The sequence below is a fragment of the Agromyces arachidis genome (assembly GCF_052805135.1).
Genome location: NZ_JBRBDK010000006.1, coordinates 113,616 through 136,145 on the forward strand (window position 1 = coordinate 113,616; position 22,530 = coordinate 136,145).

At 72.2% G+C, this 22,530-nt stretch carries 18 protein-coding genes; 8 read left to right on the forward strand and 10 right to left on the reverse strand.

Features of this window, described 5'->3' with window-relative positions; all coding sequences use genetic code 11:
- Window positions 1-7: 7 nt before the first annotated feature.
- On the reverse strand, window positions 8-1,447 hold the full coding sequence (guaB1, locus tag ACUY4T_RS10030) for a GMP reductase (protein ID WP_446018789.1): 1,440 nt from the start codon (window positions 1,445-1,447) through the stop codon (window positions 8-10).
- Window positions 1,448-1,655: 208 nt separating this feature from the next.
- Here guaB1 and ACUY4T_RS10035 point away from each other — a divergent pair, with 208 nt between their 5' ends.
- The gene (locus ACUY4T_RS10035; protein WP_446018790.1) at window positions 1,656-5,579 is read left to right on the forward strand and encodes a multifunctional oxoglutarate decarboxylase/oxoglutarate dehydrogenase thiamine pyrophosphate-binding subunit/dihydrolipoyllysine-residue succinyltransferase subunit; all 3,924 of its coding nucleotides are present in this window, start codon (window positions 1,656-1,658) and stop codon (window positions 5,577-5,579) included.
- A 121-nt stretch (window positions 5,580-5,700) separates the two neighbouring features.
- Here ACUY4T_RS10035 and ACUY4T_RS10040 read toward each other — a convergent pair whose 3' ends face one another.
- From ACUY4T_RS10040 to ACUY4T_RS10050, 3 genes are all read right to left on the reverse strand, one after another.
- The gene (locus ACUY4T_RS10040) at window positions 5,701-8,022 is read right to left on the reverse strand and encodes an MMPL family transporter (RefSeq protein WP_446018791.1); all 2,322 of its coding nucleotides are present in this window, start codon (window positions 8,020-8,022) and stop codon (window positions 5,701-5,703) included.
- Between the two features lie 84 nt (window positions 8,023-8,106).
- On the reverse strand, window positions 8,107-8,364 hold the full coding sequence (locus ACUY4T_RS10045) for a zf-HC2 domain-containing protein (RefSeq protein WP_446018792.1): 258 nt from the start codon (window positions 8,362-8,364) through the stop codon (window positions 8,107-8,109).
- Window positions 8,361-9,074 (reverse strand): sigma-70 family RNA polymerase sigma factor, encoded by a 714-nt coding sequence (locus ACUY4T_RS10050; RefSeq protein ID WP_446018874.1) that lies wholly within the window; start codon window positions 9,072-9,074, stop codon window positions 8,361-8,363. The genes ACUY4T_RS10045 and ACUY4T_RS10050 overlap by 4 nt, the downstream gene beginning before the upstream one ends.
- Window positions 9,075-9,127: 53 nt before the next feature.
- On the opposite strand from ACUY4T_RS10050, the gene aroA reads away from it, so the two are divergent.
- Genes aroA through bcp form a run of 3 tightly spaced genes read left to right on the forward strand, consistent with a single transcriptional unit; the run spans window position 9,128 to window position 12,076 of the window.
- Window positions 9,128-10,498 carry a 3-phosphoshikimate 1-carboxyvinyltransferase gene (aroA, locus tag ACUY4T_RS10055; RefSeq protein ID WP_446018793.1) on the forward strand — a complete coding sequence of 457 codons (1,371 nt, stop codon included), beginning with the start codon at window positions 9,128-9,130 and terminating at the stop codon, window positions 10,496-10,498.
- The gene (gene rsgA / locus ACUY4T_RS10060) at window positions 10,495-11,541 is read left to right on the forward strand and encodes a ribosome small subunit-dependent GTPase A (protein WP_446018794.1); all 1,047 of its coding nucleotides are present in this window, start codon (window positions 10,495-10,497) and stop codon (window positions 11,539-11,541) included. Before aroA ends, rsgA begins: the two co-directional genes overlap by 4 nt.
- A 58-nt stretch (window positions 11,542-11,599) precedes the next feature.
- A complete protein-coding gene (gene bcp, locus ACUY4T_RS10065; RefSeq protein WP_446018795.1) occupies window positions 11,600-12,076 on the forward strand; it encodes a thioredoxin-dependent thiol peroxidase in 477 nt (158 codons plus the stop codon).
- A 66-nt stretch (window positions 12,077-12,142) separates the two neighbouring features.
- Here the strand turns inward: bcp and ACUY4T_RS10070 are convergent, their stop codons facing one another.
- Window positions 12,143-12,598: a hypothetical protein gene (locus ACUY4T_RS10070; protein ID WP_446018796.1), complete on the reverse strand. Its 456-nt coding sequence runs from the start codon at window positions 12,596-12,598 to the stop codon at window positions 12,143-12,145.
- Between the two features lie 203 nt (window positions 12,599-12,801).
- Here ACUY4T_RS10070 and ACUY4T_RS10075 point away from each other — a divergent pair, with 203 nt between their 5' ends.
- Window positions 12,802-13,050 carry a WhiB family transcriptional regulator gene (locus tag ACUY4T_RS10075; protein ID WP_055859573.1) on the forward strand — a complete coding sequence of 83 codons (249 nt, stop codon included), beginning with the start codon at window positions 12,802-12,804 and terminating at the stop codon, window positions 13,048-13,050.
- 154 nt (window positions 13,051-13,204) lie between these two features.
- Here ACUY4T_RS10075 and ACUY4T_RS10080 read toward each other — a convergent pair whose 3' ends face one another.
- The 3 genes from ACUY4T_RS10080 to ACUY4T_RS10090 are packed head-to-tail and all read right to left on the reverse strand — an operon-like array spanning window position 13,205 to window position 16,615.
- Window positions 13,205-14,698, reverse strand: a complete 1,494-nt coding sequence (locus ACUY4T_RS10080) for a sensor histidine kinase (protein WP_446018797.1) — start codon at window positions 14,696-14,698, stop codon at window positions 13,205-13,207.
- Window positions 14,699-14,729: 31 nt separating this feature from the next.
- A complete protein-coding gene (locus tag ACUY4T_RS10085; RefSeq protein ID WP_446018798.1) occupies window positions 14,730-15,983 on the reverse strand; it encodes a CpaE/TadZ family protein in 1,254 nt (417 codons plus the stop codon).
- Window positions 15,983-16,615, reverse strand: a complete 633-nt coding sequence (locus tag ACUY4T_RS10090) for an SAF domain-containing protein (RefSeq protein WP_446018799.1) — start codon at window positions 16,613-16,615, stop codon at window positions 15,983-15,985. Before ACUY4T_RS10090 ends, ACUY4T_RS10085 begins: the two co-directional genes overlap by 1 nt.
- Window positions 16,616-16,726: 111 nt before the next feature.
- Here ACUY4T_RS10090 and ACUY4T_RS10095 point away from each other — a divergent pair, with 111 nt between their 5' ends.
- Window positions 16,727-17,020, forward strand: a complete 294-nt coding sequence (locus ACUY4T_RS10095) for a helix-turn-helix domain-containing protein (RefSeq protein WP_446018800.1) — start codon at window positions 16,727-16,729, stop codon at window positions 17,018-17,020.
- Between the two features lie 10 nt (window positions 17,021-17,030).
- Here ACUY4T_RS10095 and ACUY4T_RS10100 read toward each other — a convergent pair whose 3' ends face one another.
- Window positions 17,031-17,615: a hypothetical protein gene (locus ACUY4T_RS10100; RefSeq protein WP_446018801.1), complete on the reverse strand. Its 585-nt coding sequence runs from the start codon at window positions 17,613-17,615 to the stop codon at window positions 17,031-17,033.
- A gap of 173 nt (window positions 17,616-17,788) precedes the next feature.
- Between ACUY4T_RS10100 and ACUY4T_RS10105 the strand changes: the two genes are divergently transcribed.
- Complete coding sequence (locus tag ACUY4T_RS10105; protein WP_446018802.1) at window positions 17,789-18,241, forward strand: Rv3235 family protein; 453 nt, start codon at window positions 17,789-17,791, stop codon at window positions 18,239-18,241.
- Between the two features lie 59 nt (window positions 18,242-18,300).
- On the forward strand, window positions 18,301-19,554 hold the full coding sequence (locus ACUY4T_RS10110; RefSeq protein ID WP_446018803.1) for an adenylate/guanylate cyclase domain-containing protein: 1,254 nt from the start codon (window positions 18,301-18,303) through the stop codon (window positions 19,552-19,554).
- Between the two features lie 63 nt (window positions 19,555-19,617).
- Here the strand turns inward: ACUY4T_RS10110 and secA are convergent, their stop codons facing one another.
- Window positions 19,618-22,416 (reverse strand): preprotein translocase subunit SecA, encoded by a 2,799-nt coding sequence (secA, locus tag ACUY4T_RS10115; protein WP_446018804.1) that lies wholly within the window; start codon window positions 22,414-22,416, stop codon window positions 19,618-19,620.
- Between the last annotated feature and the right edge of the window lie 114 nt (window positions 22,417-22,530).

Genomic DNA, 22,530 nt, shown 5'->3' on the forward strand with positions numbered 1-22,530 from the left:
GGGCCTGCTACCAGCTGACCGGGAGCGCCTTGCCCTCCTCGTAGCCCGCCGCCGACTGGATGCCGACGAGCGCGCGCTCGCGGAACTCGGGGATGCTCCGCGCGCCGGCGTAGGTGAACGAGCTGCGCACGCCCGAGGTGATCATGTCCAGCAGGTCCTCGAGCGAGGGGCGCAGGGGATCCAGGTAGATCGCGGACGAGGAGATCCCCTCGGCGAACAGCTCCTTGCGGGCCAGCTCGTAGGCGGAGAGCCGGCCGAACCGCTCCTTCACGGCCTTGGTCGACGCCATCCCCCAGCTCTCCTTGTAGACCCGGCCGTCGCCGTCGCGCCGCAGGGCGCCCGGGGCCTCGATGGTGCCCGCGAACCAGGAGCCGATCATGACCGACGCGGCTCCCGCGGCGAGCGCGAGCGCCACGTCGCGGGGGTAGCGGACTCCCCCGTCGGCCCACACCGCGGCCCCGTGCTCGCGCGCCGCCTCGGACGTCTCCAGCACCGCGGAGAACTGGGGCCGCCCGACGGCCGTCATCATGCGGGTCGTGCACATGGCGCCCGGTCCGACGCCCACCTTGAGGACGTCGGCGCCCGCCTCGACGAGGTCGGCGACCGCGTCGGCCGTGACGATGTTGCCCGCCACGATCGGGATGCCGAGCCCGGCGGCGCGCACCGCGCGCACGGCGCGGATCATGCCCTCCTGGTGGCCGTGCGCCGTGTCGATCACGAGCATGTCGACCCCGGCGGCGACGAGCGCCCGCGCCTTCGACTCGACGTCGCCGTTGATCCCGACCGCCGCGGCGACGCGGAGCCGGCCCGCGGCATCCGTGTTGGGCTCGGAGACCGTGCCGCGCAGCGCGCTGCGTCGGCTCAGGGTTCCGACCACGCGGCCGTGCTCGAGGACCGGCGCGAAGTCGAGTCCGGCGTCGACCATCAGGTCGAACGCCCGCCTCGGGGTGTCGACGTCGTCGGCGTCGATGGACGGGATCGCGCCGTGGACGAGGTCGCCGAGCCGCGCGTCCGGCAACGCCGTCGCGAGCCGGGTGGCGGGGATCGTGCCGGCGTACCGGCCCTCGTCGTCGTGCAGCACGATGCCGTGGCCCTCGACCGGCGGCAGCACCTCGAGCGCCTCCGCGACCGAGCCGTCCGCGTGGAAGGCGTGCGGCACGTCGAAGCGCGCCGGGCGCGACTTCACCCAGCGGATCGCGTCGTCGAGCTCCTGGAGCGGGAGGTCCTGCGGGAGCACGCCGATGCCGCCGCGGCGAGCGAGCGTGGCGGCGAGCCGGGGCCCCGTGACCGAGTTCATGTTCGCCGACACGATCGGGATCGTGGCGCCCGATCCGTCGTCCGGGGCCAGCGAGACGTCGAGGCGGCTCGTCACGCCGGACCGACTGGGCACGAGGAAGACGTCCGAGTACGTGAGGTCGTGACGGGGCGTCGTGCGATAGAACTCCATGTGCACAGCGTATTCGCGGCGACCATGGCATCGCCCGGGGATCCGGCCCTCCGTCCCCGCGCGGCGCGGTGCGAGTCGTCGGAGGGCCTCCCGGGCGGTGCCGACCGCCGCCCGAACGGGTTTAGGCTTGTCAGGGCGTTCCGCGACGTGCTGCGCGCGCCACGCCACCAGGTGAGCATCCATCAATGGAGAGAGTGGGCGAGAGGCTGTGTCGAGCCAATTGACCGGGTCGGGGTCCGAAGAGACGACCGCGGCGGAGTTCGGAGCCAACGAATGGCTCGTGGACGAGATGTACGAGCGCTTCCTCGCCGACCCCGAATCGGTCGACGACACCTGGCGACCGGTGCTCGAGCAGTACCGCAAGGTCAAGGAGAACGGCCGACCCGCCCCCGCGCCCGCGGCGTCGTCGACCATGCCTGACGAGGCCGCGCTGTACCAGGCCGCCGGCGAGCAGGCCCCCGTGCCCGCGCCGACCGAAGCCGCCCGGCCCGCCGCGTCCGAGGCCGCGCCACCCGAGGCTCCGGCACCCGAGGCTCCACGTTCCGAGTCCCCGGCGCCCGACGCCGCCCGGTCGGAGGCCGCGGCGCCCGGCGGCGACGCGCAGGCCCCGGCCGCGCAGCCGAACGCGCGGCCGGCCGAGCCCGCGGCCGCCGGCGCCAACGGCACCTCGCCCAACGCGACCGTCGGACAGGCGCCGGAGGCGCGCACGACCTCCGTGGCGCCGCGCACCGCGCCGGTCCCCGCCGACGTGCCCGTCACGAGCCCGCAGCAGCAGGTCGCCGGGGCGGACCGCGACGACGAGGTCGTGCCCCTGAAGGGCCTGCCGAAGACCCTCGCGGCGAACATGGACGCGTCGCTGACCGTTCCGACGGCGACGAGCGTGCGCACGGTGCCCGCGAAGCTCATGATCGACAACCGGATCGTGATCAACAACCACCTGCGGCGCACGCGAGGCGGCAAGATCTCGTTCACGCACCTCATCGGGTGGGCGATCATCCGGGCGCTGAAGGAGTTCCCGAGCCAGAACGTGTTCTACGGCGAGCTCGACGGCAAGCCCGCCGTCGTCAAGCCCGCGCACATCGGCCTCGGCATCGCGATCGACCTGCCGAAGCCCGACGGGACCCGATCGCTGCTCGTGCCCGCGATCAAGCGCGCCGAGACGATGACCTTCAACGAGTACCTCTCCGCCTACGAGGACCTCGTCCGGCGCGCGCGCGGCAACAAGCTGACCGCCGACGACTTCAAGGGCGCGACGATCTCGCTGACCAACCCCGGCGGGATCGGCACGGTGCACTCGGTGCCGCGGCTGATGAAGGGCCAGGGCTGCATCATCGGCGCCGGCGCGCTGGAGTACCCGGCCGAGTTCCAGGGCGCGAGCGAGAAGACCCTCGCCAACCTGGCGATCGGCAAGACGATCACGCTCACCTCGACCTACGACCACCGCGTCATCCAGGGCGCCGGGTCCGGCGAGTTCCTGAAGAAGGTCCACGAGCTGCTGATCGGCGAGCGCAACTTCTACCAGGACATCTTCGCGGCGCTGCGGCTCCCGTACGAGCCCATCAAGTGGAACGAGGACATCTCCGTCGACATCGCGAGCGCGATCGACAAGACGGCCCGCGTGCAGGAGCTCATCAACTCCTTCCGGGTGCGCGGGCACATGATGGCCGACATCGACCCGCTCGAGTACGTCCAGCGCTCGCACCCCGACCTCGACATCGAGAGCCACGGCCTGACCTTCTGGGACCTCGACCGCGAGTTCGTCACCGGTGGCTTCGGCGACAAGCGCACCGCCCTGCTCCGCGACATCCTCGGCGTGCTGCGCGACTCGTACTGCCGCACCATCGGCATCGAGTACATGCACATCCAGGACCCGCCGCAGCGCCGGTGGATCCAGCAGCAGGTCGAGCGCAAGTACGAGAAGCCGACCCACGACGAGCAGATGCGCATCCTCAGCAAGCTCAACGAGGCCGAGGCGTTCGAGACGTTCCTGCAGACCAAGTACGTCGGCCAGAAGCGGTTCAGCCTCGAGGGCGGCGAGTCGATGATCGCCCTCCTCGACGAGGTCCTGCAGGGCGCCGCCAAGGAGGGCCTCGACGAGGTCGCCATCGGCATGGCGCACCGCGGCCGGCTCAACGTGCTCACCAACATCGCCGGCAAGACGTACGGCCAGGTGTTCCGCGAGTTCGAGGGCACGCAGGACACCAAGAACTTCTCCGGCTCCGGCGACGTGAAGTACCACCTCGGCACCGAGGGCACCTTCACCGCCGACGACGGCACGCAGATCCCCGTGTCGCTCGCCGCGAACCCGTCGCACCTCGAGGCCGTCAACGGCGTGCTCGAGGGCATCGTCCGTGCGAAGCAGGACCGCAAGCCGGTCGGCTCGTTCTCGATCCTGCCGATCCTCGTGCACGGCGACGCGGCCATGGCCGGCCAGGGCGTCGTGTTCGAGACGCTGCAGATGTCGCAGCTGCGCGCCTACCGAACCGGCGGCACCATCCACGTCGTCGTCAACAACCAGGTCGGGTTCACCACCGTGCCCGGCGACGCGCGCTCGTCGATCTACTCGACCGACGTCGCGAAGGCCATCCAGGCGCCGGTCTTCCACGTGAACGGCGACGACCCCGAGGCGGTCGTCCGCGTCGCCGAGCTCGCGTTCCGCTACCGCCAGGAGTTCAAGCGCGACGTGGTCATCGACCTCGTCTGCTACCGCCGTCGCGGTCACAACGAGGGCGACGACCCGTCGATGACGCAGCCGCTGATGTACAACCTGATCGAGGCGAAGCGCTCGGTCCGCAAGCTGTACACCGAAGCGCTCGTCGGCCGCGGCGACATCACCGAGGAGGAGTACGAGAACGCGCATCGCGACTTCCAGGACCGCTTGGAGCGGGCCTTCGCGGAGACGCACGCCGCGCAGACCGGCGCGATCCCCATCGTGGGCGCCGACGCCCTCCAGCCCGAGCCGGCCGCCGGCGAGCCCGAGACCACGGGCGTCTCGCTCGAGGTCGTGCACGCCGTCGGCGACGCGTTCTCGAACAAGCCGAACGGCTTCACGGTCCACCCGAAGATCCAGCAGCTGCTGGCCAAGCGCGTCGACATGAGCCGCAACGGCAAGATCGACTGGGGCTTCGGAGAGCTGCTGAGCCTCGGTTCGCTGCTGCTCGAGGGCACGCCCGTGCGCCTCGTCGGCCAGGACGCCCGTCGCGGCACCTTCGTGCAGCGCCACGCCGTGCTCCACGATCGGGCGAACGGCCAGGAGTGGCTGCCGCTGCAGAACCTCGGCGACCAGCAGGCCCGGTTCTGGATCTACGACTCCCTGCTCTCCGAGTACGCCGCGATGGCGTTCGAGTACGGCTACTCCGTCGAGCGGGCCGACGCCCTCGTGATGTGGGAGGCCCAGTTCGGCGACTTCGCCAACGGCGCCCAGACCGTCATCGACGAGTTCATCTCGTCGGCCGAGCAGAAGTGGGGCCAGCGCTCGAGCGTCGTCCTCCTGCTGCCGCACGGCTACGAGGGCCAGGGCCCCGACCACTCGAGTGCCCGCATCGAGCGCTACCTGCAGATGTGCGCTGAGGAGAACATGACCGTGGCGCGCCCGTCGACGCCCGCGTCGTACTTCCACCTGCTGCGCCGCCAGGCGTACGCCCGGCCGCGCCGCCCGCTCGTCATCTTCACCCCGAAGGCGATGCTCCGCCTGCGCGGCGCGACCAGCGAGGTCGCCGACTTCACGCAGGGTCGCTTCGAGCCCGTGATCGACGACGCGCGCATCACGGACAAGGGCGCCGTCAAGCGGGTCGTCTTCATGGCCGGCAAGCTTTACTACGACCTGCTGGCCGAACTCGAGAAGAACCCCAACCCAGAGGTCGCGCTCGTGCGCCTCGAGCAGTACTACCCGCTGCCCGCCGCCGAGCTCAAGTCGGTCGCCGACTCGTATCCGAACGCCGAGCTGGTGTGGGCGCAGGACGAGCCCGAGAACCAGGGCGCGTGGCCGTTCTTCATCATCGAGACGAACAAGCTGGGCCCGCGCGAGGTCCGCGTGGTGGCCCGCGCGGCCGCCGCGTCGCCCGCGACCGGCTCCGCCAAGCGGCACGCCGCCGAGCAGGCCGACCTGGTGAAGCGGGCCGTCACCCTCTAGCGGGCGACCGCGACACCGCGAAGAGCGGATGCCTCCTCGGAGGCATCCGCTCTTCGCGTTCCCGATCGGCGATCGGGGAGGCCGGCCGCGGCAAGTGGGCTGCGCCGCGGCCGGCGGTCATTCACCCGACGGGAGCGGCCTCGCGGTCGCCGTCGGCGTCGGCCGACGACTCATCCGCCGTGCCGGGAGCGGCGGCGTGCACGCCGTGCTCCCGCTCCTGACGGGAGAGCCGGCTCGGCCACCAGATCGCCCGGCCGATGTCGTAGGACGCGGCGGGGACCAGCAGCGTGCGCACGAGGAACGTGTCCAGGAGCACGCCGAAGGCGACGATGAACGAGATCTGCGCGAGGAAGAGGATCGGCAGGACGCCGAGCGCCGCGAAGGTCGCCGCGAGCACGAGTCCCGCCGAGGTGATGACCCCTCCGGTGAGCCGAAGCCCGCGCAGGATGCCCTCGCGGGTGCCGTGCCGCATCGACTCCTCCCGCACCCGCGTCATCAGGAAGATGTTGTAGTCGACGCCGAGGGCGACGAGGAACACGAACCCGAAGAGCGGAACCGACGGGTCGGCGCCCGGGAACCCGAGCACGTACTCGAACACGAGCGCGGACACGCCGAGTGCCGCCGCGAACGAGAGCACCACGCTCGCGATCAGGATCAGCGGGGCCACCACGGCGCGCAGCAGCAGCATCAGGATGACCAGGATCGCCAGCAGCACGAGCGGGATGATGAGGCGCTGGTCGTTCACCGCCGCCTGGTTGGTGTCGAGCGCGACGGCGGTCGGCCCGCCGACGAGCACCTCGTCCCCCACCTCGTCGAGCGCCGTGCGCAGCTCCACGACGGTCGCCTCCGCCTCGGGCGAATCGGCCGGGTCGTCGAGCGTGGCCTGGACCAGCACCGCACCGTCGACCGCCGTGGGCTCCGGGGCGGGCGTGCCGGGAGGACCGAACGCCTGGATGCCGTCCTCGGTCACGGGCGCGCTGCCCGCGGGCGAGTCGGCCGACAGCACGGCGACGGAGGCCACGCCGGGAGTGGCCAGCGCGACGTCGGCGACGGCCTGCAGGTCCTCCTCGGGCGCGATGATCACCGCCGGCGTGCCCGAACCGCCCGGGAAGTGCTCGCTCACGAGCTCCTGCCCGTCGCGGGCCTGCGACTCGCCGAGGATGAACTCGCTCGACGGCACCCCGTCGGCGTCGAGCCGCACGAGGCCGAGTGCCATCACGGCGAGGGCGAGCGTCGACACGATCCAGACGGTGCGCGGCCGACGTGCGATCAGCCGGCCCGTCGCGCCCCACAGCCCGCGCTCGCCCGTCGATCGGTCCTCGCCTGCGGTGGCGTGACGCCCGTGGGCCTCGTCCCCGTCCGCGACGGGGGCGTCGGGCCGCCGGATCCGGCGCGGCCAGAATGCGACGCGGCCCGCCCACAGGAGCAGCGCGGGCAGGAGCGTGAGTGCCGCGAGCAGCGCGAACACGATGCCGATCGCCGCCACGGGGCCGAGGATCTTGTTGGAGTTCAGCTCGCTGGCGAGCAGGATCAGGAGCCCGACGATGACCGTGCCGGCCGACGCGGCGATCGGCTCCCACGAACCCTTGAGCGCCGCCCACGTGGCATCCCACTTCCGCTCGTGCTCGGCCAGCGCCTCGCGGTAGCGGGCGATGTACAGCAGCGCGTAGTCGGTCGCCGCGCCGATGACGAGGATGAACAGGATGCCCTGGGTCTGCCCGGACAGCAGGAGCAGGTCGGCCTTCGCGAGCTGGACGACGGTGAAGACGGACGCGGTCAGCGCCGTCAGGCTCGTGAACAGCACGATGATGGGCAGCAGTGGCGAACGGTAGACGGCCACGAGGATGACGAGCACCGCGGCGAGCGCGACGAGCAGCAGCAGGCCGTCGATGCCCGAGAACGCCTCGGACAGGTCGGCCGTGAACCCGGCCGGGCCGGTGACGGCCGCGTCGGTGCCCTCGACGGCGGACTCCTCCAGGAGCGCGCGGATCGCCTCGACCGTGGCGCCCGAACCCTCCTCGCCCTCCGCCGGCGCGATCGAGGCGACGAACTGGGCCGCCTGGCCGTCCTCGGACGGGATCAGCGGCGAGGTCTCGTCGGCGACCACGCCCTCGACGTCGACGACGTCGTCTCGCAACGCCTCGATGTCGGCCAGCTGGGAGCGGCTGAGCTCGCTCCCGTCGTCGGTCGCGACGATCACGATGGCCGGGACGTTGTCGGAGTCGCGGAACGCGTCCTGCAGCTCGTTGACCTCGGTCGCCTCGGCCGAGGCGGGCAGGAACGACGCCTGGTCGTTCTGCTGGACATCGCTGATCGTGCCGAAGGCGGCACCGCCCGCGCCGAAGAGCGCGAACCAGATCAGGATGAGGACGGTGGGGATCAGCACCCGGAGCCAGGTCGGCACGCGTCCGGGTCGCTTCTGTGTGGCGGCAGTCTCGTTCATCGTGATCGACGCTACGGACCGGGCCCCGTCCTCCGCGTCCATCGAAAGTTCGGAACGCTCACCGGCGCACGCCGGCCCCGCGGATCAGTCGACGAGGATGCCGTGGCCGGACTGGATGTCGCGCAGGCGCGTCATCACGATGGAGCGCAGCTCCTCGGGCGCGGTCTCCTTGCACGCGCGCTGCACGACCTCGGTGATCGCCACGCCGACGCGGAGCTCGCCGCGGCAGTCCTCGCAGTGCTCCATGTGCTCGCGGATGTCGGCGGCATCCTCGCTGCACAGCTCGTTGTGCAGGTACTCCTCGAGCTCGGCCCTCGCCGTCTCGCAACCGCAGTCGGTCATCTCGTGCTCCTCCTGGATCGTGCGGGCGCCGGTGCGACGGCGAAGCCCTGTTCCGCCGCATATCCGGCGAGGGACTCGCGGAGCAGTCGCCTGCCACGGTGCAGACGGCTCATCACGGTCCCGATGGGGGTGTTCATCATGTCGGCGATCTCCTGGTAGGAGAAGCCCTCGACGTCGGCGAGGTAGACCGCCAGGCGGAAGTCCTCCGGCAGCGCCTGCAGCGCGTCCTTCACGGCGCTGTCGGGCAGGTGGTCGATCGCCTCGGCCTCCGCCGAGCGGCTCGACGTCGCCGTGGTCGACTCGGCACCGCCGAGCTGCCAGTCCTCGAGGTCGTCGATCGTGCCCTGGTAGGGCTCGCGCTGCTTCTTGCGGTACGTGTTGATGAACGTGTTGGTCAGGATGCGGTACAGCCAGGCCTTCAGGTTCGTGCCCTGCGTGAACGATCCGAACGCGGCGTACGCCTTCACGAACGTCTCCTGCACGAGGTCCTGCGCATCGGCGGGGTTCTTGGTCATGCGGAGCGCCGCGCCGTACAGCTGGTCGAGGAACGGCAGCGCCTGCTCCTCGAACAGCGCGCCGAGGTCGCGTGTCTCGTCGGGGTTCGCGTCGTCGGTCCGCTGGGCGGCCGGGGTCGCTGTGTCGTCGCCGGTCATCAGGGGCCATCCTAGATCGTGGGGCTCCGAGGCCACCGGGCGTTCGAGCACCGTCATCGACACGCGCACCAACTCCCTCCGGTTCCGCCGAGCGCTACTGTTGGTAACCGATGCAGCTCTCGAGGTATTCCGCACCGGAGTTCGATCCCTACGGCGACAACCGCCAGGTCGAGTCGGACGACGGATGGCGCGCGCCCGTGGCATCCGCCCCGCTCGCCGCCACCCTGTCGCTGCCCGGATCCAAGTCGCTCACGAACCGCGAGCTCGTGCTCGCGGCCCTGGCCGACGGACCGTCGACCCTGCGCGCACCGCTGTGGTCGCGCGACAGCGAGCTGATGGTCGAGGGGCTCCGGCAGCTCGGCGTCGGGTTCGAGCGGGTGCCGGGACACGGCGGGTTCGGCGACGACCTCCGCGTCACGCCCGCCGCGGAGCTGGTGGGATCCACCACCGTCGACTGCGGGCTCGCCGGGACGGTCATGCGCTTCCTCCCGCCGGTCGCGGCGCTCGCGCTCGGGCCGACCACGTTCGACGGCGACGAGGGCGCCCGACGCCGGCCGATGCGCGGCGTGATCGAGGGCCTGCGCGGCATCGGGGTCGACCTCGACGACGACGGCCGCGGCGCGCTGCCGTTCACCGTGCACGGCTTCGGCCGGGTGGAGGGCGGCGCCCTCACGATCGACGCGTCCGCCTCGAGCCAGTTCGTCTCCGGGCTGCTGCTCTCGGCGCCGCGCTTCGAGCGCGGCCTCGACCTCACCCACTCGGGCGAGCGGCTGCCGAGCCTCCCGCACATCGAGATGACCGTCGACACGCTCGCGCGACGCGGCGTCGAGGTCGACCGGCCGTCCGTCGGGCGGTGGGTCGTCGCCCCGGGCCCCATCGCCGCCCGCGACGTGGATATCGAGCCGGACCTGTCGAACGCGGCGCCGTTCCTCGTCGCCGCGATCGTCGCCGGCGGATCGGTCACGATCTCGGGCTGGCCCGACGAGACCACGCAGGTCGGGGCGCAGTTGGCCGACCTCCTCCCCCGCTTCGGCGCACGCGTCGAGCGCGACGGGGACCGGCTCACGGTGCACGCCCCGGAGGCCGGCGACGACGGCGGCCGCGGCATCCGCGGGGTCGAGCTCGACCTGTCGGAGGCCGGGGAGCTGGTCCCGAATCTCGTCGCCCTCGCTGCGCTGGCCGACGAGCCGAGCACCTTCACCGGGATCGGCCACATCCGTCACCACGAGACCGACCGCCTCGCCGCCCTCGCGGCGGAACTGAACGGCCTCGGCGGGCGCGTCACCGAACTCGACGACGGGCTGCGGGTCGAGCCGGCCGCACTGCACGGCGGCGAGTGGAAGGCGTACGCCGACCACCGGATGGCCACCTCCGGCGCCATCATCGGGCTCGCCGTCGACGGCGTCGTGGTCGACGACATCGGCTCGACGTCGAAGACGCTGCCCCAGTTCACCGGACTCTGGGAGCAGATGCTCGGATGAGCTGGTGGGACGCGGGCGACGACGAGGACGAGCCGGAGTACGACCAGTACGACGAGTCCGACGTGCGGATCCGACCCAGCCGTCGCGGCAGCCGTCCCCGCACGAAGGTGCGGCCCGAGCACGCCGACGCCGAGACCGGCGTCGTGCTCGGGGTCGACCGCGGGCGGTACACGGTCCTCGTCGACGACGGCGCCCCGACCGAGCGCGAGATCATCGCGGCACGGGCGAGCGAGCTCCGCCGCAAGTCGGTCGTCACCGGGGATCGGGTCGACCTCGTGGGCGACACGACCGGCGACGAGGGCACCCTCGCCCGGATCGTCCGGGTCCAGGAGCGCACGACCCTGCTGCGCCGCAGCGCCGACGACACCGACGCGGTCGAGCGGGTGATCGTCGCCAACGCCGACCAGATGCTCATCGTCATCGCCGCGGCCGACCCGGAGCCGCGGGTGCGGCTCGTCGACCGCTACCTCGTCGCCGCCTACGACGCCGGCATCGCGCCGCTCGTCTGCGTCACCAAGACCGACCTCGCCGACCCCGCCCCGTTCCTGGCCAACTTCGCCGGCCTCGAGCTCCCGGTGGTGCTGAGCCGGGCCGACGACATGCCCCTCGACGAGATCGCGGGACGACTCGTCGGGCACCGGACCGTCTTCGTCGGGCACTCCGGGGTCGGCAAGTCCACCCTCGTGAACGCCCTCGTCCCGGACGCCAACCGCGCCACGGGTCACGTCAACGTCGTGACCGGCCGGGGCCGGCACACGTCCTCGTCGACCGTGTCGCTCCGGCTCGAGCACGGCGGCCGCAGCGGGTGGGTGATCGACACCCCGGGGGTGCGCTCGTTCGGGCTCGGCCACGTCGACCCCGACCACATCCTCGGCGCGTTCGCCGACCTGGCCCGGATCGCGGAGGACTGCCCGCGCGGGTGCACGCACCTGCCCGACTCCCCCGACTGCGCGATCGTGGAGGCGGTCGACGCCGGCGAGCTCGGCGAGTCCGGGCGCGTGCGGCTCGACTCGTTGCAGCGCCTCCTCGCCACGTTCGCGTGACGCGGACGGAGCGGCCCGCCCGCGCGGCGGCATCCGCGTCGCTGCCTACGATGGGGAGATGACCGACGTTCGACTCGCCCCCGGCGACCTCGCTCCCGACTTCACCCTCCCCGACCAGGACGGCACGCCCGTCACGCTCTCATCGCTGCGCGGCGAGCGGGTCGTGCTCTACTTCTACCCCGCCGCGATGACGCCGGGGTGCACCACCGAGGCGTGCGACTTCCGCGACAGCCTGAACTCGTTCGCGGGCGCCGGCGTGCGCGTGGTGGGCGTGTCGAAGGACGAGGTCGGCAGGCTCGCCGAGTTCGCCCGACGCGACGGGCTGAACTTCCCGCTGCTCTCCGACACCGACCTCGCCGTGCAGCAGGCCTACGGCGCGTGGGGCGAGAAGAGCCTCTACGGCAAGACGGTCACCGGCGCCATCCGCTCGACGTTCCTCATCGACGCCGACGGGCGCGTGGAGAAGGCCATGTACAACGTCAAGGCCACCGGGCACGTCGCGCGCATCCGCAAGGAGCTCGGCCTCGAGGGCTGAACGCCGGATCGACGCGTGAGGCGGTCGTCGCGCTGCGGCGGCCGCCTCCTTCGCAGCAGGACTCGCTCAGTCGTCCGCGGCGGCCCTCGACGCGTCGAGGTCGCGCGCGTAGGCGGACCGCACCGGGGACCAGAGCAGCAGGCCGACCACGACGACCGCGGGCAGGAGCAGGGCCCAGCCGATGTCGGGGCGCGCGAAGAGGCCCTGGAAGGCGCCTACCGCGACGGACAGCTGCAGCACCTGCCACACGATCGCCGCGGCGCGGGTCCAGGGCGCCCGGCGCAGCGAGGCGACGGCGATCGCCGTCACCCACGCGGTCGCCAAGGCGGCCATGACGATGAGCGCGACCGCCGACGCGACGGAGGACGGCTGGAGCACGACGAGGTCGACGACCAGCCAGGCCGTGATCGCCGCCAGCGCGACCGCCTCGGCGATGAGCAGGACCGAGACGACGATCAGGGCCGCGCGGACCGCCCCGGGCGACGCGGCGGCGCCGTCACGGGCGTCGCTCGGCGCGTTCACAGGCTTCTCCGAAAGTGCACTCTTGATTCACTTCCCACGCTATGCGACCATTTATGAGGCCGAATTGATGCTCACAGGGACGTGAGCCGATCCTCCCCGATCCTACTTCCCGAGATTCGGCTTTCCCCCACCGCAGCAGTCGCCGGTTCCCGGCTGCGCACGCGTGCGCGCGCTGCGGGATCGACAACGCAAGGAGCATCTGAATGGATTGGCGCGACAAGGCCGCCTGCCTCACGGCCGACCCGGAACTGTTCTTCCCCGTGGGGAACACCGGACCGGCCGTCGACCAGATCGAGAAGGCCAAGGCGGTCTGCGCCCGTTGCACCGTCACCGAGATCTGCCTCCAGTACGCCCTCGAGACCGGCCAGGACTCGGGCGTGTGGGGCGGCCTCAGCGAGGACGAGCGCCGCGCCCTCAAGCGCCGCGCCGCTCGCGCGCGTCGCGCGGGCTAGACCCGCGCGCGTCGCGAGCCGCCCTGCCGCGTTCCCGGATCGACCACGACCGGCAGCGACCACGGCTCGCACCTCCCCGCACGGACCCGACCGGACGGCACCCGCATCGAGCGGGTGCCGTCCGCGTTTCGCCCGCGTCGGTGCGCCCGGCGCCTCAGGGGGCGGTGATCCAGCGGAGCGGGACCTCGATTGTCACCTCGGTGCCGCTGCCCACCACGGTGTGCCAGTCGATGGTGCCCCCGAGCTCGCCCTGGATGAGGGTGCGCACGATCTGGGTGCCGAGCCCCTCCCCGACCTTGCCCTCCGGGAGCCCGGAGCCCGTGTCGCGCACCTGCACCGAGAGCATGGTCTCGGTGCGGCTCGCGATGACCTCGACGTCGCCCTCCTGCCCCGCGAGGCCGTGCTCCACGGCGTTCGTCACGAGCTCCGTGAGCGCGAGCGCGAGCGGAGTGGCGTACGCGCTGGGCAGCACCCCGAACGTCCCCGACTTCTTCGGGTGCGCGGTGGTGTTGTGCGCCGCAGCCACCTCGGCGACCAGCAGCAGCGCGCGGTCGAACACCTCGTCGAAGTCGACGTTCTGGCTGAGCCCCTCCGAGAGCGTGTCGTGCACGACGGCGATCGCGCCGACGCGCCGCATCGCCTGGGTGAGGGCGTCGCGGGCCTCGTCGGAATGGGTCCGTCGTGCCTGGATGCGCAGCAGCGACGCCACTGTCTGCAGGTTGTTCTTCACCCGGTGGTGGATCTCCCGGATCGTGGCGTCCTTGGTGATCAGCTCCTGCTCCTGGTGGCGCAGCTCGGTCACGTCGCGCGTGAGCACGATCGCCCCGGTCCGCTCGCCCCGGCGACGGATCGGGATGGCGCGGAGCGAGACGGTGACGCCGCGGGATTCGACGTCGGTGCGCCACGGGGCGCGGCCCGTGACCACGAGCGGAAGCGACTCGTCGACGACGAGCTTGCCGCTGAGCAGGCGGGAGGCGACGTCGGCCAGCGACTGGCCCTCGAGCTCGTCGTCGAAGCCCATCCGGTTGAAGGCCGACAGCGCGTTCGGGCTCGCGAACGTGGTGGTGCCGTCGACATCGAGGCGGATCAGGCCGTCGGAGGCTCGGGGCGCGCCGCGGCGCGGCCCCGTGGGCGCGCCGAGGTCGGGGAAGTCGCCCGAGGCGATCATCTGGAACAGCTCGGTCGCGCAGTCGTTGAACGTCAGCTCCTGCCGGCTCGGCGTGCGCGTGGAGCCGAGGTTGGTGTGACGGGTGATCACCGCGACCGGCTCGGGGGCGAGCTCCGTCCCGGTGACCGACAGCCGGCGCATCACCGGCACCGCGCGGACCCGGGTGGGCATCTCCTCGTACCAGTCGGGCGCCGACGAGTCGACGATCGCGCCGTCCCCGAAGGCCTGCGAGACCAGTCCCCGCCACTCGGCACGGACGGCCTGGCCGACGAAGTCGCGGTAGAACAGGGTCGCCGCGCTCGACGGGCGGGAGTGCGCCACGGCGACGAAGTCGCCCTCGGCGGATGGCACCCAGAGCACGATGTCGGCGAACGCCAGGTCCGCGAGGAGCTGGAGGTCACCGACGAGCATGTGCAGCCAGTCCACGTCGGCCTGGCTGCTGCGCCCTTGGGCGAGGACGAGGTCACTGAGGGTCGACACAGACCCAGCGTACCCAGCGTCGGGACCGTGCTCAGGCCGGCACGGGCCGCCGCCTCGGCAGCCGCCGCACCCGGCCGGCGGGCGCCGCCTCGGGCTCGGGGAGCAGCCGCTCGTCGACGTAGGCGCGCAGCGCCGACCGCAGCGGCGAGCGGGGAGCCGCATCGCGGAGGGTGCGCGCCGTGAGGATCGCGGCGTCGGTCGCCCTGCCGTCGTGCGGGAGCAGCGTGGCCTCCGTCAGTCCCGCGAATCGGCGGAGGGTCTGCCGGACCTGGGCATGGGCGTCGATGCCGAGCGCGCTCGCGCGGACCCGGTTCACCACCACGTCGACCCGCTCGGCGTCGACCAGGTCGACGAGCTCGACGTGCCCGCGCAGCAGCCGCGACAGGCCGACCGGGTCGGCCAGTCCCACCGCGAGCACGCGATCGGCCGCGGCGAGCGCCGCGAACGTCGCCTGGTTTCGGCGCGGGGCGAACTGGTCGCTCAGCAGCTCCTCGTCCCGCTCGAGGCTGAAGCCGGTGTCGACCACGACGAACTCGAACCGGCTCCGCATCGCCTCGAGCGCCGCGGTGACCCGCTCGTGCGAGAGCTCGGGCCACCGGTTCGGTCCGACGAGCCCGGTGAAGACCTCGAACGGCGCGCGCGGCGACGAGTAGCGCTGCGCGATCCGCTCGAGCTCGGCGCGATCGAGCGCCGAGTTCGCCGCGAGCCGGCAGGCCGAGGCGAATCCCGGCGCCTCGTCGAGCAGCCCGAGGCTCGGCGCGACGGCCCCGCCGTAGGGGTCCGCGTCGACGAGTGCGACGCGATGGCCGGACGCGGCGAGTTCGGCGGCGACGTTGACGGCCACGGTCGTGCGCCCCGGCGCACCGCCGGGACCCCAGACGGCCACCACCCCCGTCGAGCCGGCCGCGCCGCCGTCGCCCGGCAGGTCGCCCAGCCGGGAGGGCAGCGCGATCCCGCCCGCGACCAGCGCCTCGAGTTCGTCGATCCCGACGTCGGCGTCGAGCACCTCGTGGAGGCCGACGCGCCGGGCGTGCGCGCGATCGCGGTCGTCGTCCGCCAGCGCGATGCAGCGGATCCCCCGCGTGTCGCACGCGGCGAGCAGCTCCGTCGAGAGGGTCGTGCGGCCGGCGCCCACCACCACGACGTCGGGGGCGACGACGTCGAGGCAGTCGAGGACGTCGCGCGACCCGACCAAGCGCGCCACGATCATGTGCCCGGACTCCACCAGGTCGGCCAGGATGCGGTCCTCGACCGAGGGATCGAGCGCGAGCGCCAGGCGCGCCATCAGCCGGCCTCCGCCGCCCTCGCGGGGACGAGGTCGATGACATCGCCGGCGGCGAGCGCCTCGAGCACCGCCGCCGTCTTGTCGCGGGGGATCAGGAGTTCGACCGTCGGTCCCGCGGAGGTCACCATGCCGTCGGCCTCGACGACGCGGGCGACCTCTGCTCCGGAGACGAGCACCGTCGGCGGTTCGTGGACGTCCCGCTCCACCTCCGCCGCGGTCCACACGTCGACCAGCACGCCGGGCGCGACGTCGGCGGGGAGCGGTCGCGCGCTCGGGACGACCACGACCGCGAACTCCCCCGCCTCCCGCGCGGCGACGGATGCCGCGGGCACCAGCTCGCCCGCCTGCACGGTGCGCGTCACGACGAGGCCGCCGTCGGGGAGGTCGGCGGGTGCGAGGTACCCCGACTCGAGGCCGCCGAGCCGGACGGACTCGACGCGCAACGCAGCCGCATCGATGCGCGTGCCCGGCGTGAGGGTCTGCGGGGCCACGAGCACCTCGCGCGAGTCGTCGAGCGCATCGACGAGCGCCCACACGCCGACGGTCGACCCCACCACGAGCGCCAGGCCGATCAGCAGTCGCGGATCGAGGCGCACCGCACCTCGGCCTCGCCGTCCGCCCGAATCCGACATCCCCAGACTCCTCCCGTTTCGCCGTGGACCATCGTGTCGGGTTGCCGGGAGGACGCCGTGAAGTTATCCACACGGCGAGCGGCGCGGCGGGGCGCGGTCGATAATCGAGGGATGATCCAGAACGGTGCGACCGACGCCATAGGGCGCTTCCTGTCGGTCGCCGATGCGGCCGAGGTGCTCGCGGTCGACGTCGAGACCGTGCAGGGCCTGATCGTGTCGGGCGAGCTGCCGGCGATCCGGGTCGGCGAACGCGGCCCGTGGCGGGTCGAGCGCACGCAGCTCGAACTGTGGATCGACGAGCAGTACGAGGCCACCCGCCGGCACTCCGCGTGGCACCAGGGCGACTACGCGAACGTGGTGGAGCTCTCGGGGGCCCGTTCGGGCGCCGTGCGCCCGGTCGACTGATCGGTCGGGCTCAGCGCATCCCGACCGCGACGACACGGTCGAACGGCACGAGCCGGTAGCCGCGCACGTCGCGCTCGCGTCGCGGCGCTCCGCGCTCGTGCAGGGCGAGGTCCAGGTGGTCGAGTCCGACCCGGTCGATGGTGCCGTGGTGGCATCCGTCGGCGGAGTCGACGTCGACGGCGAGCCGACGCCGGCTGAGGTCGCGCAGCACGAACGCGAGGCCGATGCGCTCGGCCACCCGCGTCGACGATCCGGGTCCGACGACCAGGCTCGCCGCGACCTGGCGCCGGCTCGCGCTGATCGCGGTCACGGCCTGCATCGGCACCACCACCTGGCCCGGCTCGCCGACCACGGCACCGCTCACCCAGTCTCGCCCGAAGGCGGCCGGCCGCAGCTGCACGATGCGCCCGCCGACGAGTTCGACGCGCACCCCTGCGCCGTCGGCGTCCGCCTCGGCCATCGCCAGCAGGCGGTCGCGCAGGCCGAGGCGGGCGAGCCGCAGTCGCTCCGACTCGAGCTCCAGCGCACGCCGAGCCTCGCGCTCCTCCAGGTCGAGCTGCGATTCGAGGTCGTCGAAGAGGCGGTCCCATCGCATGCGCCGACGCTAGCGGCTCCGCGGCGGCCTCCACGGTTGTCCACAGGGGAGCGATTCCCTTGACACCCGAGCGCGCGCGACCATACGGTTCAGTCAGTATCCGAGCCCCACCCCCGAACAGGGGGCATCGCGCTGACGCATGGCGGCGGCGCCCCACCCTACTGGAGCACCTGATGACCGCACGCCCGCCCCGCGCGCTCGGCACCTCCATCATCCACGGCGCCGCGGCTCGTCGCCTCGACTTCGACGACGACGAGTTCGCCCGGCAGCGCTCGGGCCGCGACGAGCTCGCCGACCCCGAGCCGCTGCTGCGCAACCTCACCCACTGCGTGATTGAGGTGCTCGCCGGAGCCCGCGACCTCGAGCAGCTCGCCCGCTGGGTCACCGACGACGTCTACCGCAACCTCTCCAAGCGGGTCGTGCTCGCGGCGAGGGCCCGGCGGGCGAAGGGCCTCGTGCCGCAGCGCCCCGCCTTCTCGGTGGGCCGGGTCCACCTGCACGAGCCGGCCGACGGCATCGTGGAGGCCGTCGTGATGGTCCACCAGCGCGCCCGGTCGCGAGCGGTCGCCATCCGGCTCGAGGGGCTCGACCAGCGCTGGCGCGCGAGCGTCATCAGCGTGCTCTGAATCGCGTCGTCGGCGGGTCCGCCGCGGGCGACGAACACCGTCGGGCGTAGCCTCGTCGCATGGAGCGCACCCCGCCCCTCCGACGTGCCGCCGCGAGCCTCGCGTCCATCCCCTCGCTCGGGTTCGCCGACGGCGACGACGAACGCCGGCGCATGGAGAAGCGCGTCCTGACCTTCACCGCGCTGTTCACCGCCGCGGTGGTGACCCCCTGGACGATCTTCTACTACGCGATCGGCATCCCGACCGCGGCGATCATGCCGACCGCCTACGTCCTGGCCACGATCGCCGGGGTGGCGCACCTGCGCGCCACGCGGGACGATCGGTGGCTCCGGTGGTCGCAGCTGGCCATGTTCCTCACGCTCCCTCCGCTGGTGCACGTGGCCCTGGGCGGGTTCGCCAACAGCAGCGTGGTCATCCTGTACGCGCTCGCCGCGCCGCTCGGCGCCCTCTCCTACACCCGCGTCCGTCGCCCCGGCCTCGTGTTCGCGGCCTTCGTCGGGATCGTCCTGGTCATGGTGCCGCTGGAGGCGCCCCTCCGCGCCGCCGCCCCGCCGCTGGACGAATGGGTCGTGACGCTCTTCTTCGCCGTCAACATCATCTCGATCTCGACGATCGTGTTCGTCGCCATGCGCGCCTACGTCGGATCACGCGACCGGCTCGCCGCGGCGCTCGCCGACGAGCGGGACCGGTCGGACGGCATCCTCCGCAACGTGCTCCCCGGGCCGATCGCCGAGCGCCTCACCGCCGGCGAGCACCCGATCGCCGACCGGTTCGACCGGGTGGGCGTCCTCATCGCCGACATCGTCGACTTCACCACCCTGTCGGAGTCGATGTCCGCAGACGCGCTCGTCCGCGACCTCAACGAGCTGGTCGGCTCGTTCGACGCGCTCGCCCGGCGTCGCGGCGTGACGAAGGTGAAGACGATCGGCGACGCCTACCTCGCCATCACCGGCGGGCCCGACGGCCCCGCCGACCTCGACGCGCTGGCGGACTTCGCGCTCGGGATGCGGGAGCTCGCGGCGGCGCGCTCGATCGGCGGCCGCGCGGGCGTGCGGCTTCGCATCGGACTCGCCGTGGGCCCGGTCGTGGCCGGCGTGATCGGCGACTCGCGATTCCTGTGGGACGTCTACGGCGACACGGTCAACGCCGCCAGCCGCATGGAGTCCACCGCGCCGCCTGGAGAGATCCAGATGACCGAGCCGATGTCCGCGGCGCTCGCCGGGCGCTTCTCGCTCCGCCCGCGCGGCGCGATCGAGGTCAAGGGGATGGGCACCCTCCGCACGTCGTTCCTCGACGGACGCTCCGGCGACTGAGACCACGCCGCGTGGAACGGCGAACGGCCCCGGCGATGCCCGGGCCGTTCACGGTCGACGGAGTCAGCGTCCCTTGCGGTCCTGCGCGCGGCGCTCCTGGCGGTTCATCGGCGCGGGCCCGGCGCCGTCGCCCTCGGCGCGCTGGCCGAAGGCCCCGCGAGCCGCCGGCTGCTGCGGCTGCGCCGGCTGCTGCTGCGCGGCGACCGCGCGACGCGCCCGCTGCGTGGCGGCCTGCTGGAGCTGACCGCGCTGGTTGCGGACCTCGACGCCCCCGGAGTCGCTCGGCGCCGAGTAGCTGAGCTTGTCCTCCGGCGCGGCGGGACGCTGCAGGCCCTTGGCCTCGATGCGCGGGGCCGCACCCTGCTGGGCGACCTCCACCTCGAGGTTGAACAGGAAGCCGATCGTCTCCTCGCGGATCTGCCCCATCATCTGCTGGAACATCGCGTAGCCCTCGCGCTGGTACTCGACGAGCGGGTCGCGCTGCGCCATCGCGCGCAGGCCGATGCCGTCCTTGAGGTAGTCCATCTCGTAGAGGTGATCGCGCCAGCGGCGGTCGATCACCGAGAGCACGACGCGCCGCTCCAGCTCGCGCATCGCGGGGCCGCCGAGCTGCTCCTCGCGGCGCTGGTAGGCGAGCTTCGCGTCGGAGAGGATCTCGCGTCGCACGAAGCTGCGGTTGACGCGACCCTTCTCGCCGGCCTCGGCCACGACCTCGTCGATCGTGATCCCGATCGGGTACAGCGTCTTGAGCTCGGCCCAGAGCGCGTCGAAGTCCCACTCGTCGGGGCTCGACTCGGCGGTGTGCTCGTCGAGCACCTCGTCGATGACCTCCTCGAGGAAGGACTGCACGCGGTCGTGCAGGTCGTCGCCCTCGAGGATGTGGCGGCGGTCGGCGTAGATGGCCTCGCGCTGGCGGTTCAGCACGTCGTCGTACTTCAGCACGTTCTTGCGGATCTCGGCGTTGCGCGCCTCGACCTGCGACTGGGCCGACCGGATGGCGCGCGAGACGACCTTCGACTCGATGGCCACGTCGTCGGGCACGCCGCGCGACATGAGGCTCTCGGCGGCGCCGGCGTTGAACAGCCGCATCAGGTCGTCGGTGAGGGAGAGGTAGAAGCGGCTCTCGCCGGGGTCGCCCTGGCGGCCCGAGCGACCGCGGAGCTGGTTGTCGATGCGGCGCGACTCGTGACGCTCGGTGCCGAGCACGTAGAGGCCGCCTGCGGCGAGGACCCGGTCGGCCTCCTTCGAGGTCTCGGCCTTGCTCTGCTCGAACACGGCGTCCCACTCGGCCTCGTACTCGTCGGGGGTGTCGACCGGGCTGAGCCCGCGCTCGTGCATCCGCTGCACCGCGATGAACTCGGCGTTCCCGCCGAGCATGATGTCGGTGCCGCGTCCGGCCATGTTGGTGGCGACCGTCACCGCGCCGAGCCGTCCGGCCTGCGCGACGATCGACGCCTCGCGGGCGTGGTTCTTCGCGTTCAGCACCTCGTGCCGGACGCCCTTCTTCGCGAGGAGGCGGGAGAGGTACTCGCTCTTCTCCACGCTCGTGGTGCCGACGAGGACGGGCTGGCCCTTGCGGTGCCGGTCGACGATGTCCTCGACGACCTGGGCGAACTTGGCCTCCTCGTTCTTGTAGACGAGGTCGGGCTGGTCGATGCGCACCATCGGCTTGTTGGTCGGGATCGGCACCACGCCCAGCTTGTAGGTGGACATGAACTCCGCGGCCTCGGTCTCGGCCGTGCCCGTCATGCCCGAGAGCTTGTCGTAGAGCCGGAAGTAGTTCTGCAGCGTGACGGTCGCGAGCGTCTGGTTCTCCGCCTTGACCTGCACGCCCTCCTTGGCCTCGATCGCCTGGTGGATGCCCTCGTTGTACCGGCGGCCGACGAGGATGCGCCCGGTGTGCTCGTCGACGATGAGCACCTCGCCGTTCATCACCACGTAGTCCTTGTCGCGCTTGAAGAGCGCCCGGGCCTTGATCGAGTTGTTGAGGAACGAGATGAGCGGCGTGTTCGCCGACTCGTAGAGGTTGTCGATGCCGAGGTAGTCCTCGACCTTCTCGATGCCGGGCTCGAGCACTCCGACCGTGCGCTTCTTCTCGTCGACCTCGAAATCCTCGCCGGGGACGAGCCGCTGCGCGAGGCGCGCGAACTCGGTGAACCAGCGGTTCGCCTCGCCCGACGCGGGGCCGGAGATGATGAGCGGCGTGCGGGCCTCGTCGATGAGGATCGAGTCGACCTCGTCGACGACCGCGAAGTAATGGCCGCGCTGGACCATGTCGGAGGCCTGCCAGGCCATGTTGTCGCGCAGGTAGTCGAAGCCGAACTCGTTGTTGGTGCCGTAGGTGATGTCGGCGGCGTACTGCTCGCGTCGCACGGCCGGCGTCTGGCCGGCCACGATGCATCCGGTCGACATGCCGAGGGCGCGGAACACGCGGCCCATGAGCTCGGACTGATAGCTCGCGAGGAAGTCGTTGACGGTGACGATGTGGACGCCCCGGCTGGTCAGCGCGTTGAGGTAGGCCGCGGTCGTCGCCACGAGCGTCTTGCCCTCACCGGTCTTCATCTCGGCGATGTTGCCGAGGTGCAGGGCGGCACCGCCCATCAGCTGAACGTCGAAGTGACGCAGGCCGAGGGTGCGACGGCTCGCCTCGCGCACGGCGGCGAAGGCCTCGGGCAGGAGGTCGTCGAGCGACTCCCCGTTGCCGTAGCGCTCGCGGAGCTCGACCGTCTCGTGCTTGAGCTCCTCGTCGCTCAGTGCCCGGAAGTCGTCTTCGAGGGCGTTGATCGCGGCGGCGTAGTTCTCGAGCCGCTTGAGGGTGCGACCTTCGCCGACGCGGAGGACCTTTTCCAGAATCGAAGCCACGAACTGCTCTCCCGTTTTCGTCAGGCGTGCGACGTCGGGGTGGGGCACCCGCGCACGCCGGAGTGTCCGCCTGTGCAGACGGTCATCATAGCCATGCTATCGGGCAGCGGACTG

Coding starts and splice junctions, on each gene's coding strand:
- ACUY4T_RS10040 (WP_446018791.1), bottom strand. CDS start 8,022: ATGAACGAGACTGCCGCCACACAGAAGCGACCCGGACGCGTGCCGACC.
- ACUY4T_RS10100 (WP_446018801.1), bottom strand. CDS start 17,615: ATGCGATGGGACCGCCTCTTCGACGACCTCGAATCGCAGCTCGACCTG.
- ACUY4T_RS10075 (WP_055859573.1), top strand. CDS start 12,802: ATGGATTGGCGCGACAAGGCCGCCTGCCTCACGGCCGACCCGGAACTG.
- ACUY4T_RS10045 (WP_446018792.1), bottom strand. CDS start 8,364: ATGACCGACTGCGGTTGCGAGACGGCGAGGGCCGAGCTCGAGGAGTAC.
- aroA (WP_446018793.1), top strand. CDS start 9,128: ATGCAGCTCTCGAGGTATTCCGCACCGGAGTTCGATCCCTACGGCGAC.
- ACUY4T_RS10105 (WP_446018802.1), top strand. CDS start 17,789: ATGACCGCACGCCCGCCCCGCGCGCTCGGCACCTCCATCATCCACGGC.
- bcp (WP_446018795.1), top strand. CDS start 11,600: ATGACCGACGTTCGACTCGCCCCCGGCGACCTCGCTCCCGACTTCACC.
- rsgA (WP_446018794.1), top strand. CDS start 10,495: ATGAGCTGGTGGGACGCGGGCGACGACGAGGACGAGCCGGAGTACGAC.
- ACUY4T_RS10085 (WP_446018798.1), bottom strand. CDS start 15,983: ATGGCGCGCCTGGCGCTCGCGCTCGATCCCTCGGTCGAGGACCGCATC.
- ACUY4T_RS10050 (WP_446018874.1), bottom strand. CDS start 9,074: ATGACGGTGCTCGAACGCCCGGTGGCCTCGGAGCCCCACGATCTAGGA.
- ACUY4T_RS10095 (WP_446018800.1), top strand. CDS start 16,727: ATGATCCAGAACGGTGCGACCGACGCCATAGGGCGCTTCCTGTCGGTC.
- ACUY4T_RS10110 (WP_446018803.1), top strand. CDS start 18,301: ATGGAGCGCACCCCGCCCCTCCGACGTGCCGCCGCGAGCCTCGCGTCC.
- guaB1 (WP_446018789.1), bottom strand. CDS start 1,447: ATGGAGTTCTATCGCACGACGCCCCGTCACGACCTCACGTACTCGGAC.
- ACUY4T_RS10090 (WP_446018799.1), bottom strand. CDS start 16,615: ATGTCGGATTCGGGCGGACGGCGAGGCCGAGGTGCGGTGCGCCTCGAT.